This window comes from Lacticaseibacillus zeae subsp. silagei (assembly GCF_030770335.1).
Classification (GTDB): Bacteria; Bacillota; Bacilli; order Lactobacillales; family Lactobacillaceae; genus Lacticaseibacillus; species Lacticaseibacillus zeae.
The window spans coordinates 2,726,761-2,742,672 of the sequence record NZ_CP132484.1 but is presented as its reverse complement, the minus strand read 5'-3'; the positions used below and the strand labels follow the sequence as shown (position 1 = coordinate 2,742,672).

15 protein-coding genes and 1 pseudogene are annotated in these 15,912 nt (G+C 47.3%); 8 read left to right on the top strand and 8 right to left on the bottom strand.

Going from position 1 to position 15,912, the window contains the following annotated elements; genetic code table 11:
- Window positions 1-52 precede the first annotated feature (52 nt).
- From LACZS1_RS12670 to LACZS1_RS12660, 3 genes are read left to right on the top strand one after another with little or no spacing between them, the layout of a single operon-like run.
- Window positions 53-1,429, top strand: coding sequence for a PTS galactitol transporter subunit IIC (locus LACZS1_RS12670; protein ID WP_010490819.1), 1,377 nt, complete (start codon window positions 53-55; stop codon window positions 1,427-1,429).
- A gap of 43 nt (window positions 1,430-1,472) precedes the next feature.
- Window positions 1,473-2,618, top strand: coding sequence for a galactonate dehydratase (dgoD, locus tag LACZS1_RS12665; RefSeq protein ID WP_025013330.1), 1,146 nt, complete (start codon window positions 1,473-1,475; stop codon window positions 2,616-2,618).
- A 33-nt stretch (window positions 2,619-2,651) separates the two neighbouring features.
- Window positions 2,652-3,251, top strand: coding sequence for a hypothetical protein (locus LACZS1_RS12660; RefSeq protein ID WP_070651366.1), 600 nt, complete (start codon window positions 2,652-2,654; stop codon window positions 3,249-3,251).
- A gap of 266 nt (window positions 3,252-3,517) precedes the next feature.
- On the opposite strand, the gene LACZS1_RS12655 is transcribed toward LACZS1_RS12660, so the two are convergent.
- The gene (locus LACZS1_RS12655; protein ID WP_070650064.1) at window positions 3,518-4,750 is read right to left on the bottom strand and encodes an IS110 family RNA-guided transposase; all 1,233 of its coding nucleotides are present in this window, start codon (window positions 4,748-4,750) and stop codon (window positions 3,518-3,520) included.
- 361 nt (window positions 4,751-5,111) lie between these two features.
- On the opposite strand from LACZS1_RS12655, the gene LACZS1_RS12650 reads away from it, so the two are divergent.
- Together LACZS1_RS12650 and LACZS1_RS12645 are read left to right on the top strand one after the other, a co-directional pair.
- A complete protein-coding gene (locus LACZS1_RS12650; protein ID WP_010490824.1) occupies window positions 5,112-5,285 on the top strand; it encodes a hypothetical protein in 174 nt (57 codons plus the stop codon).
- A 355-nt stretch (window positions 5,286-5,640) separates the two neighbouring features.
- A complete protein-coding gene (locus tag LACZS1_RS12645; RefSeq protein WP_168165308.1) occupies window positions 5,641-5,817 on the top strand; it encodes a hypothetical protein in 177 nt (58 codons plus the stop codon).
- Between the two features lie 107 nt (window positions 5,818-5,924).
- Here the strand turns inward: LACZS1_RS12645 and LACZS1_RS12640 are convergent, their stop codons facing one another.
- From LACZS1_RS12640 to LACZS1_RS12620, 5 genes and pseudogenes are all read right to left on the bottom strand, one after another.
- Window positions 5,925-6,449, bottom strand: coding sequence for a hypothetical protein (locus LACZS1_RS12640; RefSeq protein WP_070651367.1), 525 nt, complete (start codon window positions 6,447-6,449; stop codon window positions 5,925-5,927).
- Entirely contained in the window at window positions 6,439-7,074 is a 636-nt protein-coding gene (locus LACZS1_RS12635) for an ATP-binding cassette domain-containing protein (protein ID WP_070651369.1), read from the bottom strand. The genes LACZS1_RS12640 and LACZS1_RS12635 overlap by 11 nt, the downstream gene beginning before the upstream one ends.
- Before the next feature lie 10 nt (window positions 7,075-7,084).
- Window positions 7,085-7,804: a rhodopsin gene (locus tag LACZS1_RS12630; protein ID WP_083311601.1), complete on the bottom strand. Its 720-nt coding sequence runs from the start codon at window positions 7,802-7,804 to the stop codon at window positions 7,085-7,087.
- Window positions 7,804-8,484: pseudogene (locus tag LACZS1_RS12625) on the bottom strand (hypothetical protein). The gene LACZS1_RS12630 and the pseudogene LACZS1_RS12625 overlap by 1 nt, the downstream one beginning before the upstream one ends.
- Window positions 8,474-9,256, bottom strand: a complete 783-nt coding sequence (locus LACZS1_RS12620; protein WP_070651372.1) for a hypothetical protein — start codon at window positions 9,254-9,256, stop codon at window positions 8,474-8,476. Before LACZS1_RS12620 ends, LACZS1_RS12625 begins: the two are co-directional and overlap by 11 nt.
- A gap of 271 nt (window positions 9,257-9,527) precedes the next feature.
- Between LACZS1_RS12620 and LACZS1_RS12615 the strand changes: the two genes are divergently transcribed.
- Complete coding sequence (locus LACZS1_RS12615) at window positions 9,528-10,394, top strand: helix-turn-helix domain-containing protein (RefSeq protein WP_070651374.1); 867 nt, start codon at window positions 9,528-9,530, stop codon at window positions 10,392-10,394.
- A 225-nt stretch (window positions 10,395-10,619) separates the two neighbouring features.
- Here LACZS1_RS12615 and LACZS1_RS12610 read toward each other — a convergent pair whose 3' ends face one another.
- Together LACZS1_RS12610 and LACZS1_RS12605 are read right to left on the bottom strand one after the other, a co-directional pair.
- A complete protein-coding gene (locus LACZS1_RS12610) occupies window positions 10,620-11,483 on the bottom strand; it encodes a CPBP family intramembrane glutamic endopeptidase (protein WP_070651377.1) in 864 nt (287 codons plus the stop codon).
- A 93-nt stretch (window positions 11,484-11,576) separates the two neighbouring features.
- A complete protein-coding gene (locus LACZS1_RS12605) occupies window positions 11,577-12,251 on the bottom strand; it encodes a CPBP family intramembrane glutamic endopeptidase (protein WP_231956459.1) in 675 nt (224 codons plus the stop codon).
- A 322-nt stretch (window positions 12,252-12,573) separates the two neighbouring features.
- Between LACZS1_RS12605 and LACZS1_RS12600 the strand changes: the two genes are divergently transcribed.
- Together LACZS1_RS12600 and LACZS1_RS12595 are read left to right on the top strand one after the other, a co-directional pair.
- Window positions 12,574-14,361, top strand: a complete 1,788-nt coding sequence (locus tag LACZS1_RS12600; protein ID WP_047107040.1) for an L-fucose isomerase — start codon at window positions 12,574-12,576, stop codon at window positions 14,359-14,361.
- Between the two features lie 20 nt (window positions 14,362-14,381).
- A complete protein-coding gene (locus LACZS1_RS12595) occupies window positions 14,382-15,911 on the top strand; it encodes a rhamnulokinase (protein ID WP_274804408.1) in 1,530 nt (509 codons plus the stop codon).
- The last annotated feature ends 1 nt before the right edge of the window (window position 15,912 follow it).

Sequence of the window (15,912 nt, the reverse complement as noted above, 5' to 3'; positions counted from 1 at the left end):
GGTGCGTCAACAAGGTCAGGGGAGCCTGACCGAATTGGAGGGATAACGTTTTATGAATATCGTAATGGACGTCTTTAACTGGTTGATTGCCGCCGGTCCAACGGTGTTATTGCCAGTTATCATCACGATTATCGGCATGATTTTTGGCCTGCGCATCGACAAAGCGTTTAAATCCGGGCTGACGTTGGGAATTGGTTTTGCCGGGATCAAATTGATTCTGGACTTCATGACTACCAATGTCGGACCGGCTGCCAAAGCCATGGTTGAGCGAACCGGTGCCCATCTGACCGCACTTGATGTCGGCTGGGGTTCCATTGCCGCTGTGACTTGGGCATCACCGATTATCGCGATTCTTATTTTTGCTATTTTGGCCGTCAATATTGTGCTTTTGATCATCAAGCGCACGCATACGCTTGACGTTGATATTTGGAACTATCACCACATGGCCATTGTCGGCGTCATGGTTTACTTCGTCACGAAGAACATCGCGCTTGGCGTGGGTTCATCGATTGTCATGGCACTGGTCACTTTCAAGCTGGCTGACTGGTCACAGCCGATGACCGAAAAGTTCTTCGGTATGCCTGGCGTGTCCTTGCCGACCGTCTCGGCGCTGTCGTCATTGGTGATCGCGTGGCCGTTGAATTGGTTACTGGATCGTATCCCATTTATGCGGCGCAATAAGTTTTCCATTCGTGATGCCCAGAAGTATTTAGGTTTCTTCGGTGATTCGATGATCATGGGGCTGTTAATCGGGATGGCCATTGGCTTTTTCGCCGGGTATAACCTCATGAAGATTATGCAATTAGGTGTGTCAATGGCGGCGGTTTTGGTCCTGATTCCAAAAATGACCTCGCTGTTCATGGAAGGCTTGATGCCAATTTCCGACTCCGCGCAAAAATGGTCAGAAAAGCGGTTCAAAGGCCGCAAGCTGTTCATCGGCTTAGACGCCGCCGTGGTTGTCGGCAATGCCGACGTTATCACGACCGCGTTGATCATCATTCCATTGACCATCCTGATGGCATTGGTTTTGCCAGGCAACCAGGTCTTGCCATTTGCTGACTTGGCAGTTGTGCCATTCCGAGTGGCCTTGGTTGTGGCACTGACAAACGGCAATTTGCTGAAAAACATCATCATCGGCTTGGTCGTCACCGCTTCGCTTTTGTGGTGCGGGACTTCGACAGCGCCGGTTTTGACGGAAATTGCCAAATCAGTCGGCATTAAACTTGGTGCCAACTCGCTGTATATTTCATCATTTGCGGCCACTTCGATGATTCAAAGCTTTGCGGTTTACTTCGCATTCACTTGGCATCCGCTGATTTCGATTCCGGTATTGTTAATTATTTTCGCCGGTGTCTGGTACTTCTTTGACGGGATCAAACATGTCAATGCGGCGATGGACGCCCAGAATCAGAAAAGTGCCCAAGCTTAATCGTTAACGTCGCTGAAACTGTTTTGAAGGGAGCATTTTTGAATTGAAACTGTCAGATATTAAAGTTTACAAAGTTAAGCCACGATGGATTTTTGTTAAATTGTCAACCGATGAAGGCATCACGGGCTGGGGTGAAATGATTTCCGGAACCAAAACGGAAACCGTTGTCGCGGGCGCCTATGAAATGGGGAAAAAGTTGATCGGCCGCGATCCGTTCGAGATTGAACGGCTGTGGCAGGAGATGCACCGCTCCTTCTTCCGCGGTGGCCCGATTAACGGCACCATTATTTCCGGTCTGGAGATGGCGCTTTGGGATATCAAAGGCAAAGCGCTTAATCTGCCGGTGTATGAACTGCTTGGCGGGGCGGCGCGCGATCGCATTCGGGTGTACTCCTGGATCGGCGGCGATCGCCCATCCGATGTTGCCGAACAGGCGCAAGCACGGGTCGACAAAGGCTTCACCGCGATTAAAATGAACGCAACCTCAGAACTACACTACATTGATTCCTACAACAAGGTTCAGGCCGTCGTTGATCGCGTCGCTTCCATCCGTGATCAGGTCGGCGATAAGCTGGAAATCGGCATCGACTTCCACGGACGGGTTCACCGGCCAATGGCAAAAGTGCTGGCGCATGCGCTGGAACCGTATCACCCGATGTTTCTCGAAGAAGTCGTGTTACCGGAAAACTGGGATTCTTTTGATGACATTGCTCGCGAAGTTTCCATTCCGCTGGCAACCGGCGAACGGCTTTACACGCGCTGGGACTTTAAGAATCTATTCCGCCAAGGGGCCATTGATATCGTGCAGCCGGATGTGGCGCTGTGTGGCGGCATTTTGGAAACCCGCAAAATTGCCGCGATGGCCGAAGCCTTCGACATGGGCGTCGCGCCGCATGCACCGTATGGACCGGTGTCACTTGCCGCAACCCTGCAAGTCGACGCCTGCACGCCAAATGTGTTCATTCAGGAACAAAGCCTAGGGATTCACTACAATCAAGGCTTTGACCTGCTCGACTTTGTGAAAAATAAAGAAATTTTCCAATACAAAGACAGTTATGTTCAACTACCAAAAGGCCCGGGTCTCGGCATTGATATGGACGAAGACAAGATCAAAGAAGTTGCCCAGGAAGGCTTGGTTTGGAATAATCCGTCTTGGAAGAATTATGACGGCACGATTGCCGAATGGTAGAAGTCGCGGATTGAAAGCTAGGGGGCATGTGAGATGACAGATGTAACGGCAACGGCACTCTTGTTAGGCGGATTGCTTTACCTTGAGTGGCAGCAGCAACGACAGCTGCAAATCAAAACCAAGTCCTCTTGGCTTAAAGTCGTGGTCGCCATCGTCGCAGCGCTGTTAATCGTTGCGCTGTTCTGGTCGGCAAACACCATCAGTAACCTCCGCCTCGTGATCTTGGCGATTCTGGTGGCCAGCGTCGGGCTGTATCGCCAAGGGTTAGGCAAAACCAAAGTCATCACGTATGGCTCGGTCGCGCATGCAAGTGACTACCAACGCTACGATCGGGTTATCACTGAAACCATCAAGCAAGGTACCATGGTCACCTTTTGGTCCAAAAAAGGCGGCAGCTATTCCTTGATGTTTGATCAGCCCGAGGCCGACATTCGCGAGTTCTTCAAGGAAAACTTGCCGCAAAACGTGGCACTGTTAACTGCAGAAGAATGGGCCACGTTGGAAAACCGCGACGCTCAAGATGATCGCCAGCGTCAGGCAGACATGTTGGCCGCGATTCGTAATCGGCCACAGCGCAATCGTTTGCCGTGGCAGAAACGAGGACGGCGGTCTGAGGTAACGCGTAAAGGTTAATAAACAAAGAAAGTCCTGAGCGATCGGGGCTTTTTGCTACGTTCAGTTTTCTTTACTTTACATTCAAAATGTTATATTGTCAGTGCATAAAAATCCGCCGATTAATGGTTTTTCCCCAGTAAAAAGCGAGACTTGTGGTCTGAAGTCAAGGGAGTGATTCAAATTATCTAGACTTGTTTCATTTTTCAGAGGGTATACTTCCCCCAGCCCAGGGATTTAGTAATTTCTCTAGGTGAATCTAAAGCCCTAACTTGACGCTTGGCGCGCTAGACCGCTTTGGCTGGTTTATACAACTCGTGGTTTTTAAGTAATGCATAGATCACGCGTACCAGCTTTCTTGCAGTCATGACACAAGCACGTCGGTGTTGATATTTTGGCACCTCCCGGTATTTCTTGTCGTAAAATCTGGCAAATGTGGGATCATGCGCTCTTACCGAGTTGGCAGCTTCAATTAGGTAATAGCGTAAGTACTGATCGCCGTTATGCGTGCGCGGCGTTAGTTGCCGCTCACCGTTTCCGGATTGACTTCTGCGCCAAACCAGTCCGGCATAGCTTGCCAAACTAGCTTCACTCGGAAACCGTTCAATCTGACCAATTTCAGCCAGTAGTCCAGCCGAGTAGACTGGGCCAACGCCTGGAATACTTTGCGTTGACTGTGAGCCATCAATGACGGCACACAGGTCGGTGATGCTCTTGTCTAGGGCTTTTAGTTGCTTTTGTAACATCCGGATCTGGTTGATGTAAATCGCCATGACCTGGTCAACAGAATCGGCAACCGTCTTGCTCAAGCGATAAGAGCTACGGATGGCTTTTTGTAAGGCCTTAGCGATCGCCTCTGGGTCACCAAAGCGACCGTGGGACAATTGGTTAAGATCTTGAGTAAGCGTCTGTAAGGGCATCTGAGCGATTTCGTCCAGTGTGTACTTTTCACCGCTAAGCACCGTCATCATCGTGTTTCCGAACACAGAAGTCGGTAGCTCAGCTTCCAGTGTGTTCAATCGGAAGTACAGATTGTTGAGGAAGTGGTTTTTGCCATCTGTAATTTGTTTGACGATGTGATACCGTTCGCGGGTGAGCCGCTGTAAGGCAATGTGTTTCTCGTCGCGGGTCACTGGCACTTGATACCGGCCAATGCGCAGAAAGTCTGCGATGTGGAAGGCATCAATGGTATCAGTCTTGTCGTCATCAAACAATTGGCTGTAACGATGAGTCATCTTGGGGTTCAACGTGACGACAGTGGCATCCAACGCACTGAGCGCTGAGCTTTGTTCAAAGTAAAGTGTGGGGTGGATGTTGTACACCGAGGTGGCTTCCATGCCAATCACGATCTTTAGTGAATCATCTTGGCGTTTAGCCCATTCCAGGATTAATTTCTCAATTTGGCCGGCCCCGTCAGGGGTATTCGTGGTCTTGTCCTGGAAAATAACCTTCTTGGCAGAATCCAAGCCACAGTAATCAAGCTTTGCTTTTGAAACATCAATACCAACATTCAAGTTCATCGAATTGGACCTCCTTTCTGTTCTGATTTATGGATAGGCTTGGGCGCTGCGCGATATTCCCTAATTATGAACCTACAGTACTTCCTCGCAGTATGAGCAGTCTGTCTGAGGATCAGTAGCTGCTCGGTGAAACGCGAGTCACCGAACTGATCTCCAGCCCCCGCAGCTTGTGGTTTGTGCTTGTTCGATTCATCTGGGCGGCAGTCTCGGGGTGAAGTCTAGCAATAGCTAGCAACAGGAGGGAAAAGCCTATACCAGTTGGACCCAAATCCAATGAACAACTAGAGAATATCACGCAACATCCAAGTACGGAGCTATCCAAGAACTTGGTTGTAATTTAAATATACGAGGAGGATGTAGCATGACGCTGCTTAGAAAAGTCATTTGGGTAGTCGTGTTTGTTATTTACGGTTTCGTGCTTTTTGCGGCTTCTTATTATGGCAACAGCGCTTTTCTTTTACCGGTGATCGTCGTTCCCGCTATTTTTTCGGGGATTTTTTGGCTGATTGAAAATGCTAAGAAAAATAAGAAGTAAGGATTGTGAGCTGCTGAAAAACGCAATAAAAGCAGGTATCATATCAGCAAGCTAATTCTTGAATTGGTATGATGCCTACTTTTTGATATTTTTGAAACTAGCTTAAATACCGTTGGAATGAAAAATCTTTTTATCGCCTTTTTAATGCCATCCATGTACAATTAAACTGCAAATGTTTTTCAGTTGGCTTCATTTTAGTGACACTCGATCAATTTTTGTAAGAGCTAACAGTGCAGACCTTGTCGATTAAGGAAGCTGTTGTTTCTATGCTTGGGTGACGACTTGGAATGTCCATGAATGATGTCGGAATTTGAACTGAGCTTTCGATCTAATAAACTGGAGAGGGATGGGGTCCTTGAAGAAACTTTTTATTGCCGTGTTTGCTTATATTGTTGTCATTGCGCTGAGTGTGCTTGTACAGGTCGTCATTAAAGTTCCTAACTTGCTGTTCTACATTGTCCTTGTTGCTACCTTCGTGCTGTTTACGTACATCACACGAAACGTAACTAAGGCGAAAAATGCCGTGAAATAAATGACATGCTGGATTCATACATAATGCATGAGCAGTTTGATCGGCGAATTTAAGGGCTCTGAAATTCCGGATCTAACGGGCTTTCGGGGCCTGTTTTGGTGGGAAACTTATTCCAGCAACAGCGAATATTTCACATAATGATTCGATTCCGGCACTAAAAAACTGAATCTCATCTTCTGATTGCGTAACGCATAATTTTCTTGCCTTGTCGTGAAATGCAACGTAATGGGTTGCTTAGCAGCTAAAAGATGCTCGGTTTTATGAATACGTTGGTTGTCTTTATCCGTGACATCAGCCGTTGCAGTGCTGATGCTATAGGGGGTGTTCAGCCACATGTTTTCCAAAAAATTGGGGTTATTTTTCTTATACCCATAATCGGCCGGGCCGGTTTGTTTGATTGTCAGTTCAACCGGTACCAAGATTTGGTCTTTGCTTCTTGAGACATGGGCGCTGCGAATCATGAAGTCGACGTTCTTGGCATGGACGAGTTGATTTTGATGAATGAAGACTTCTTTGGTAACGCCGAGTGATTTGGGGTTTGCATTGACTTCGTGGTAACGGAAAATACCGATTGACATCACTAAGATTAAGACCAGAAAAGTAATTATCAAAAGTTTATGTTTAGTGCGCATCACTGATCGTCCCTTCCTTCACCAAAAGCTTTTGCGTCGCCACCTCCTCCACAAAATCGTGGTCATGCGAGGCGATGATGAAAGTGGCACCTTTGGCATGATAATCATGAATGAGCTGGACTAACTTACCGATGGCGTCATGATCTAACGCATTGGTGGGTTCGTCCAAGACGATCAGCGGATAGCCGCCTAAAAACGCCTCCGCAATGCCCAGTTTCTGCTTCATACCTAAAGAAAACTTGCGTACTTTTTGCTTGGGAAATCTTGCGAGGTCAAAATAAGTCAGCAAATCCTGAATTTGCGATGATTGGATATTGGGATCCAGTCTAGCCAGTAGTTCCAGGTTTTTAGCCGCTGTGAAGTCCTCGATCAGGCTGGGGTTTTCGATTAAGATACCGGCTTTAATCGGGTAAGCATCTTGCGTCCGCACGGTTTTACCGGCGACTGTTACATTGCCGGTAACGGAAATGAGGCCCAGCAACGCTTTTAAAATCAACGTTTTGCCAGAGCCGTTGATGCCTTCAAGTGTTGCAATGTTGCCGCGGTCAATTTTGGCATTGACTTGGTGCAAGAGTTGCCGATGCTTGATGACTTTAGCTACCTGATGTAATTCGATAAATGTCATAAGGCCCTCCTCAAGCTAACTTGATGTTGCGGTCAATGATGATGTAACTTAGCGTCATTACAATGGCGATGCCGAGCCAAATTAGGATAGCGTTCCAAGTTCCTGTGGTTGGGGGTCGGCTGAGCATCAGGAAACTGAATGGGTTAAACCGATTTTCTGTATAGGCTGTCGCGATTAAGATGGTGGCAGGAACGACCAAGGCGAGTGGCGGATTGAATCGATTGCCAATGGCTTGAATCAACAGGAGCATGAAAACACCTAGCCAAGTGAGGCAAAGAAGTTCGCTGAAGGCCACTGGGGTGGTGGCATGCGCCGCTCGCGATGTTGCGATTGAGGCTAGAAACATTGAGGTCATTGTCGACGCACAATAGGACGTTGTGATGAAACCCAGCAATAGCAAATTGACATTGGCAAACTGCCGCGGGGGTATTTGTAATCCACGCAGGTGTATCGTGCGCGCCTGCCACAGCTGCTTGAAGCTGTTGAGCGAAATTAAAAGCGGGGCAAAGAAATAAACAAACCACAAGACCGGCAAGACAACATGATGGGTTTCAACCATGGCGTAACTGGTACCATCAAAAAACAGGTTGATGACGGATGTGTGGGGATTGTCAGCGATCTGGAAAGTGAGCGTGATGATGGCGAGATTCATAAAGATTAGCCAGAAAAGCAAGCGAATCCGAATAATGTGCCAGTAAAAGAGAAACTGATTTTGGAACAGTCGCCACACTATAAATCCCTCCTCCCGATAATCTGCGTCATGACCGTGACGAACAGCAAAGTAGCGCCTAACATGATGGCTTCTTTGCCAATCAAGACGATGTTTGTATCTGCACTGCCAAAGTCGAAGAGCAAAGAAGGTATATGGGCGGTGGCAAGGTAAAAAGATAACGCGCTAATGGAAAAGCTAATGAAAAATGCGATTAACTTGCTTTTGGTTGCGAATGTGAGTGTGGTCGCAATCAGTCCCAGTAGAAAACATGCCGTTCACAAGCAAACTGCGCGTACTAAGATTGCGAACCAGGTTGCCACTAAAAAGTAAAAGTGGTGGTTGATGGTAATTGTTAAAACGGTGCCAACAGTCCAAACGCCAGCCATGATGATGGTGATTAAGCAAAGCCGATAAATCACTTGAAGAACGACCACTTTTCGCGATTGATAAATCAGAATATCTTGCGAACGAATCTGAGTGGTGGCAAGTAATGCGAGCAGGTAGGTCGGAATCAGTCCGCAAAAGATTAAGTAGCGAGGGAAAATAATTACGATCAGATTCTCTGTTGACATGAGTTCTTGTTTTAAGCTGTTGCCATCGATTAAGCTGATGATGAATATGATCACCGCACAGACAACATAAATTTTGAGAAATGCATACGTGAGTAGATTCTGTTGACGGATGACATTACGGTACAAGATGCTTCACCCCGATTTGGGAAACGACAATGCAATAGATCAGCATCAGCAAAGTGACAATGCCAGTGACCGCGAGACTGACATTGGTTGGGGCCATTTCATGTAAAAAGTCAGCGGGAGAGTAACTGACAGAATTAGGTAACTTGATGAAGCTATTGAGCATCAACACAACAATTTGCGCAACCAGTCCTAGACTCATGGCAACAAAGGCGTTTTTGATCCAAATCGCCGTCACCGTAACAAAGACAGAAAAAAGGCCCGCCCAAGCGCTTGCAAAAAGAATCGAAATGGCAACGTGTAATAATGGGTGGGCATAATAAAGGCTGACCAACATCGTGTTTTGGTTAATTAACAGGATGTTACTGTTCAACAGGTTGTCTGGTTTTATGTTGGGTAAAACGGTAAAGTAGAACGCAAAATTAAGCAACAATGCCAATGCAATGATGGCAAAACCGGTTAAAAAGGCAATGCCGATATAGGACCACATAACTTTGTGCAACGAAGATTGCAATTTGACTTTTGCAAATAAACCGGAATCAACATCGTTTTTCAACAAGGTTCCGGCGGGGATGCTAGCGATCAAAGGCAACAAAATGAAAAAGATGATCGGTAAAAAACTGAAGGGGTCAATTGACAGCCAACGGGTATAAGGAGAATTGCCGACCGGGATCGGTTTTAGTAGTTGAATCATCTGTAATACACAGATCGATAAAGCGATGACAACGGCTAAAACCACTCGTTTCTTGGGTAAACGCAGCCATAAAAATGCCAATGTATAAACACCTCGTTAGGAACAAACAACGCTCGGCCGAACATTTTGATGAGATCTTGTCCGAGTGCCACTTGCCTAGGTTTTAGATTCACTTGTCGCGGTCTTTCTGCTCGCAAATTTCTTCATTGAAGCGTACGTTTATTGTGAAACGGGTAAATTTTCACTTATCATCAACACGTCCGCGATGCTAAAAGCATACGATGGGGCAATGACGATGACAATTTTTTTGGAGCTTCACTTGCATATATGAAAATCTGAAGAGGTGAATGCCGTGATAGATACATTTGCAAATTTGGGATTGTTGCTGGCAGCTATGCGCAAACGGCGACAGCTGCGGATGGCAGACATTGCCGACACCACCAGTTTGAGCACGATTTCGCGATTTGAACGAGGCAGTCAGACCATTTCGATTAAGCTTGCCAGCGACTTGTTCCGACGCGTTCATGCTTCATTGCCGGAAACTGCAGAACTTGTGGATGGTTCAACCGAAATTCCCGAGATGTGGCAAACATTAGCTGAGACTGCGCTTACCGAAGACACTCGCGAGTTAGACAAAGTGATTGTTGCGTTTGAAGAAAAGCCGGATACTATCAATGCAATGATCGTCACCGTTCTCAAAACTTATCGCAGCATGTTCAAACACGAAAAGTCGGATCGCGGTCACGCAATTGCGCCGGTGATTCATTATTTGCTCGGCAATGGCCGGTGGTTCCTGCTGGAGTTTCAACTGTTTGCGGCTTCAATTTACTTAGCCAATCCTGAAGACAGCAGGCATTGTCTGATCAGGGCCATTCATGAAATTGAACATGCTCATGCCCATATTTTTCTCGAACCATTCACCAGCGGCTTGTTCTACGCGGCAGTTGCAGCCATTGAGAAGCATGATGTACCAACGGCAAACGTCTTGTTAGGTAACTTGCGCGGACTGGTTGCCACCGCCGATACGATTTTCCTCAAATACCGCATCAGGATGATTGAGGCAGCATTACGGTGTTCACTCCGCAACGAACCGCACGAGTATCAACACATCGTGGAGATGCTCACTTTTCTACATACCATCGGCGCCGATAACTATTGTGTGGCCGATCGCCATTGGCTACGAAAGATGGGGATTGAGGTTCATTTGAGCTTTGATTAGTGGGTTGGCTTGGTTTAACGGCTTGTACCTAGCTGTTTCGGCATGCAGCACTGCTGACGCTAATCAATCGATTAAGTTCGACAAAAAAGGACACATGCACAATCCGAATGGGAGTGGATGCATGTGTCCTTTCATTGTTTTCAGCTCTACGATCAGCGAGAAACAACTGATAAATAAATTTTTTTCCGAGCCTTGTTACGAGATTGAGAGTCACCGATGTGGTTCTCAATCTGATGAGGACGCTTGGTCAGGCCGTTCTCTGTCTTTTCTTTGCAGAATGACGAACGCAAGCACAATAACTGCAACAAGATGAGCGATGATTGAAACGCTACTTCGCTCGATGCCAAAAAGTCCTCCTGTCAGCATCTGGGCAGTTGTCGTATTGTCAGATTTGATGATCAGTCCCACATTCGGTAAGCCCGAAACGACAGTGCCAAAGATTGTTCCTTCGGCAAAATTCCAAGCAGCATGTACAGCACCGCTTAGCCAAATATTATGGCTAAGGAGGCGTAGTTCAGACATCAAAATCCCAAATAAGAAAAGACCAATGGCAGCATACCAATCAAAATGCGGGTTGGCGATATGTAAGAAAGCGAAAAAAGCCGAATTGATGACAACTGCCAACAAAGGCCGCTTCTCTTTCAGAAAGTAGCCCATAACATAGCCGCGACACAGTAGTTCTTCAAACATTGACTGCACGCCATAGCCAAAAAGAAATAAAAGAACCAGAACGATGCTATTGTTACTGAAAACAAAATGAAGCTGATATCCACCTAGACCGGTAATCACTCCCCAGATCGCTGAAAAGAAGAGCAGACCGAGCAGCCAACCCAAGAGATAGCTTTTCAAGGGCCTTGCACTAAGTAACGGGATTAAGGCGTTGTCTTTGTGATAGTAAAGGTACATGCCGGAAATTCCAATCGCTTCAGCATATAAAAATAATACTTGATACCAGGGATTTCCAAGCAAAGCATCATTGTCCATACCGAACATGACCATAAGCGTTGGGACAATTTGTGCTAGGAATGACCAGCCGAATGCAATGACCAATACAACAAAGACTTGTGAGGCTAAGGGTTCTTTTTTCATTTGCACTCCTATGCTTTTGTGCTGACGATTATGTGCTCTGTGAAAGTTTGAATGTTCGCCGAGTTCCTTAGATTTGTTTGCAGCAATTGTTAGTTAAAGAAGTATGGCTAACACCGCGACCAGATTAGTGAGCGCATGCAACGCCATCGAATTTTGCAGTTTGCCACTTTTCCAATAGACAAATCCAAGGATGATGCCTATAAATGCATAGGTCAAGAAACTGAAAATTGTATTGCTTTGATGCGCGGATGAAAATAAGACGGCACTCAGTAGTATCTTTAGCCAGACTTGGTTCGAATTGAAAAATAAGTTAAAGGCCATTCCTCGATAGATCAACTCTTCCACGATGGGAGTTACAACAATCAGATTGATGATAAGAACAGCAACCATTAGCTGATGGTGGTTGAGTAAAGATTTCTCAATGGCCAGATTGTTTGGTGATTGTACCCGGTTATATATTGCATGATTCAAAAAGGTTAAAATGCCATTACTTATCAGAATCGTTGCATAGCCCCCGAAGACATATAGAAGGTCGCTGAGGTTTGCTTTTTGTAGAATGGGCTTTTGCGTGTATCTACAAACGAGTCGATATGCAATATATATAACGGCAGCATTTGCTAAAACCCAGGCTACTGTGAGTGCAATTAGTGTCACGATATTCTTTTTATAAGACATGATTAATACAAAGGACAGCGGGAGCGGTCCTATAAAGTACATTATTGCCATATAAACAATTCGCTTAATCAAAGAATCTTTTTTAATAGTCACAGGGTATCACCTTTCCTCATGTTTAATTGATTCTTTGGAAATGAACACCGATTAAATAAAGTTAACACTCTTGAAAGGCAAAGGAAAGGGTGGACTTATGGCTTTTCACCGTAAACGTTCCCTTTGGTATACCCACCTTAACGAAGAAATATTCACAAGCTTGATGAACTATGACGAAAATTGGCGCTTTTTTTGACGAAGTTTCAATCATTTTGCCAACCCTTGGCGCGTGGAATGAAAGCGCTTATCATAAAAGCCGTAGTCAGCTGATGAAATTAACGAGATGGTAACTAGACAAGCAGCACATTTGGAGGCAAGACAAATGACAAACATGACATTCCCGAAGATTGGTATTCGTCCGACGATTGATGGTCGGCGGCGTGGCATTCGTGAATCATTGGAAGATCAAACGATGAAGATGGCGCATTCGGTGGCGGATCTTTTGGCGGCGACGCTTAAATATCCTGATGGCTCGCCGGTGCAGACGGTGATTTCCGACACGACCATTGGCGGCGTTAAAGAAGCCGCAATGTCGAAAGAAAAATTCGATCGCGCCGGAGTTTGTGGCACGATTACGGTGACCCCATGCTGGTGCTATGGCAGTGAAACGATGGATATGTCACCGGATCTGCCGCATGCGATTTGGGGCTTCAATGGTACCGAGCGTCCAGGCGCCGTTTATCTGGCGGCCGTGTTAGCGGCGCATGCCCAGAAAGGGATCCCGGCGTTCGGTATTTATGGCCATGATGTTCAAGATGCCGATGATACCAGCATTCCGGACGATGTCAAAACCAAACTGATTCGGTTTGCCAAAGGTGCGCTGGCGACCGGCATCATGCGCAACAAGAGCTATCTGTCGATCGGTAGTGTTGCGATGGGAATTGCCGGTTCGACCGTTGACCCTGATTTCTTCCAGGAATACTTAGGGATGCGCAACGAATATGTGGACATGACGGAAATTGTTCGCCGCTGGGACGAAGGCATTTACGATAAGGAAGAATTTGAAAAGGCCTTGGCCTGGGCCGAAAAGAATACCCCGATTGGCCCGGATCTATACAACGAAGACGATCCGAACAAATTTACCGACGAGCAAAAACATGAGCAACTCGTTGCCTGTGTGAAAATGACCATGATTGCCCGTGACCTGATGGATGGCAATAAGAAACTTGCCGACATGGGCTTTAAGGAAGAAGCAGAAGGGCACAACGCGATTGCGGCTGGGTTCCAAGGGCAGCGGCAGTGGACAGATCATTTTCCAAATGGTGACTACATGGAAGCCTTCATGAATTCCCAGTACGACTGGAATGGCATTCATCAGCCACATGTTTTTGCAACTGAAAATGATTCGTTGAATGCGACCTCCATGTTGTTCAACTACCTGTTGACGAACACACCACAGATTTTTGCCGATGTGCGGACATACTGGAGTCCTGAAGCTGTTGAGCGCGTCACTGGCACCAAACTTGAAGGGTTAGCCAAGAACGGCTTCTTGCATCTTTCTAACTCTGGTGCCCAAACGCTTGATGCCACCGGTCAGGAGACGATTGACGGCCAGCCGGCGATTAAACCGTTCTATGACTTAAGCGAAGAAGAAGCCCAAGCCAATCTTGACCATACCCGCTGGATTCCGGCTAACATTGGCTACTTCCGTGGCGGCGGCTTCTCATCCAACTATGTGACCCGCGGCGGTGAAAAGGGCATGCCAGTCACCATGGCCCGCCTGAATCTGGTCAAAGGTGTGGGTCCGGAATTACAGGTGGCAGAAGGATATGCCGTTGATTTGCCGGAAAATGTTTTCGATATCATCAACAAACGGACCGATCCGGGTTGGCCATCAACATTCTTTGTCCCGATTTTGACCGGACATGGCGCGTTCAAATCGGTTTATGACGTGATGGACAACTGGGGTGCCAATCATGGAGCCATCAGTTATGGGCATATCGGTGCTGATTTGATCACCTTGGCTTCGATTTTGCGGATTCCGGTAAATATGCACAATGTTCCTGAAGCCGACATTTTCCGGCCACGGGCATGGTCGTCACTAGGCACGGAGAATCTCGAAGCGGCAGACTTCAATGCCTGCAAGAACTTTGGCCCGTTGTACAAATAGCTGGGAAATGAGTGATAACCATGGCAATAACAAATTTAATTGCCGTCGATCTGGGCGCGAGTTCCGGTCGCTTGATTTCCGGCCAGTTTGATGGTGACCAAATTCACTTAAAAGAGCAGTTTCGCTTTTCCAATCAGCCAGTGGCGGTGAATGGCCATCTGTATTGGGATTATTTGAAAATTTTCCAGGAAATCAAGTATGGCCTGGCCATTGCGCGGCGGGATCTCGGGCGGATCGACGGCATGAGTATTGATACCTGGGGCGTTGATTATGGCATTCTGAGTCAGCGCGGTGAGCTGTTATTTGCCCCGCACAGTTACCGAGATTCGCGAACCGACGCCGTCAAAAAGGCATTTTACCAGCGCATGAGTCCGTGCAAGCTGTTTTTGGAAACAGGCAATCAGGCGGCCATGATCAACACCAATGTGCAACTTTTTGCCGATGTGACCCGTTATCCGTTTTTGCTGACGGAAGGCGCGGATGTGTTGATGATGCCGAATCTGATTGGGTATTTCTTTACCGGTGTCAAACAGACTGATTTTACGATTGCCAGCACCAGTGGTTTGCTTGATGTTGCCAATCGTGACTGGGATGAAGCGGTTTTGCACAAACTGGGTATTCCGCGGAGCTGGTTTGGTCAGCTGGTGACAGGCGGCGCCGTTCTGGGACCATTGCGGCCGGAGATTCAGGCGGAGTTGCAGCTGAATGAGGAGATGCAGGTCATCAATGGTGTCGGGCATGATACCGCCGCGGCGGTGTTAGCACTGCCGTTGACGCCGGAAGATTGGCAACAAACCGCATTTATCAGTTGCGGTACCTGGTCCATCATTGGCCGCAAAACCGTCAAGCCGATTGTGTCACTGGCAGCAGCCGATGCCGGCTTGACCAATGAGGGCTGCTTTGACGGCAGCAATCGCCTCCTGCAAAATGTGACCGGCCTGTGGATCGTGCAGGAGTTACAACGGGAATGGTCGTATCAAGGTGAGATGGTTGATTTTGGCAAAATGACGGCAGAAGCGCAGGCGGCTCAATCCCTGCACAGCTACATTGACCCGAATCATCCGTTGTTCACCGGCCCGAGTCGGATGGAAGAAAAGATTGAAGCTTTCCTGCACCAAACCGGTCAGCCGGTGCCGCAAAGTCGCGGTCAGCTGGTGCGTACCGTTTTGGAAAGTCTAGCCATGACGTATCGGCAAACTATTTTCAACTTGGAACAGGGTGCGGAAATGCCACTGACGAAGATCCATATGTTTGGCGGCGGGATCCAGAATCAGTTGTTAGTGCAGCTAACGGCGGATCTGACCCAAATGCCGGTCAGCGCCGGGCCGATCGAAGCCAGTGTGACCGGGAATATTGTGTCACAGCTGCTGGTGCTGAAAAAATTAGCGCCGGAGGACGTGGCCGCAACCATGAAGCAGTCGTACACCGTTGCGACGATCCAGCCGCAAGTAGTGCCGGATCTTGACGCCCAATTCAAGGCGTTTCAACAGATGGTGGAAAAAGGCAAGGCAGTAGCGGCTGAGTTACCACCAAAAATGGAGGCGAAGTGAT

What these genes read in the sequence shown, in the direction of transcription:
- LACZS1_RS12670 (WP_010490819.1), top strand. Translation starts at nt 53, where the DNA reads ATGAATATCGTAATGGACGTCTTTAACTGGTTGATTGCCGCCGGTCCA.
- LACZS1_RS12660 (WP_070651366.1), top strand. Translation starts at nt 2,652, where the DNA reads ATGACAGATGTAACGGCAACGGCACTCTTGTTAGGCGGATTGCTTTAC.
- LACZS1_RS12655 (WP_070650064.1), bottom strand. Translation starts at nt 4,750, where the DNA reads ATGAACTTGAATGTTGGTATTGATGTTTCAAAAGCAAAGCTTGATTAC.
- LACZS1_RS12650 (WP_010490824.1), top strand. Translation starts at nt 5,112, where the DNA reads ATGACGCTGCTTAGAAAAGTCATTTGGGTAGTCGTGTTTGTTATTTAC.
- LACZS1_RS12640 (WP_070651367.1), bottom strand. Translation starts at nt 6,449, where the DNA reads ATGCGCACTAAACATAAACTTTTGATAATTACTTTTCTGGTCTTAATC.
- LACZS1_RS12635 (WP_070651369.1), bottom strand. Translation starts at nt 7,074, where the DNA reads ATGACATTTATCGAATTACATCAGGTAGCTAAAGTCATCAAGCATCGG.
- LACZS1_RS12610 (WP_070651377.1), bottom strand. Translation starts at nt 11,483, where the DNA reads ATGAAAAAAGAACCCTTAGCCTCACAAGTCTTTGTTGTATTGGTCATT.
- LACZS1_RS12600 (WP_047107040.1), top strand. Translation starts at nt 12,574, where the DNA reads ATGACAAACATGACATTCCCGAAGATTGGTATTCGTCCGACGATTGAT.
- LACZS1_RS12595 (WP_274804408.1), top strand. Translation starts at nt 14,382, where the DNA reads ATGGCAATAACAAATTTAATTGCCGTCGATCTGGGCGCGAGTTCCGGT.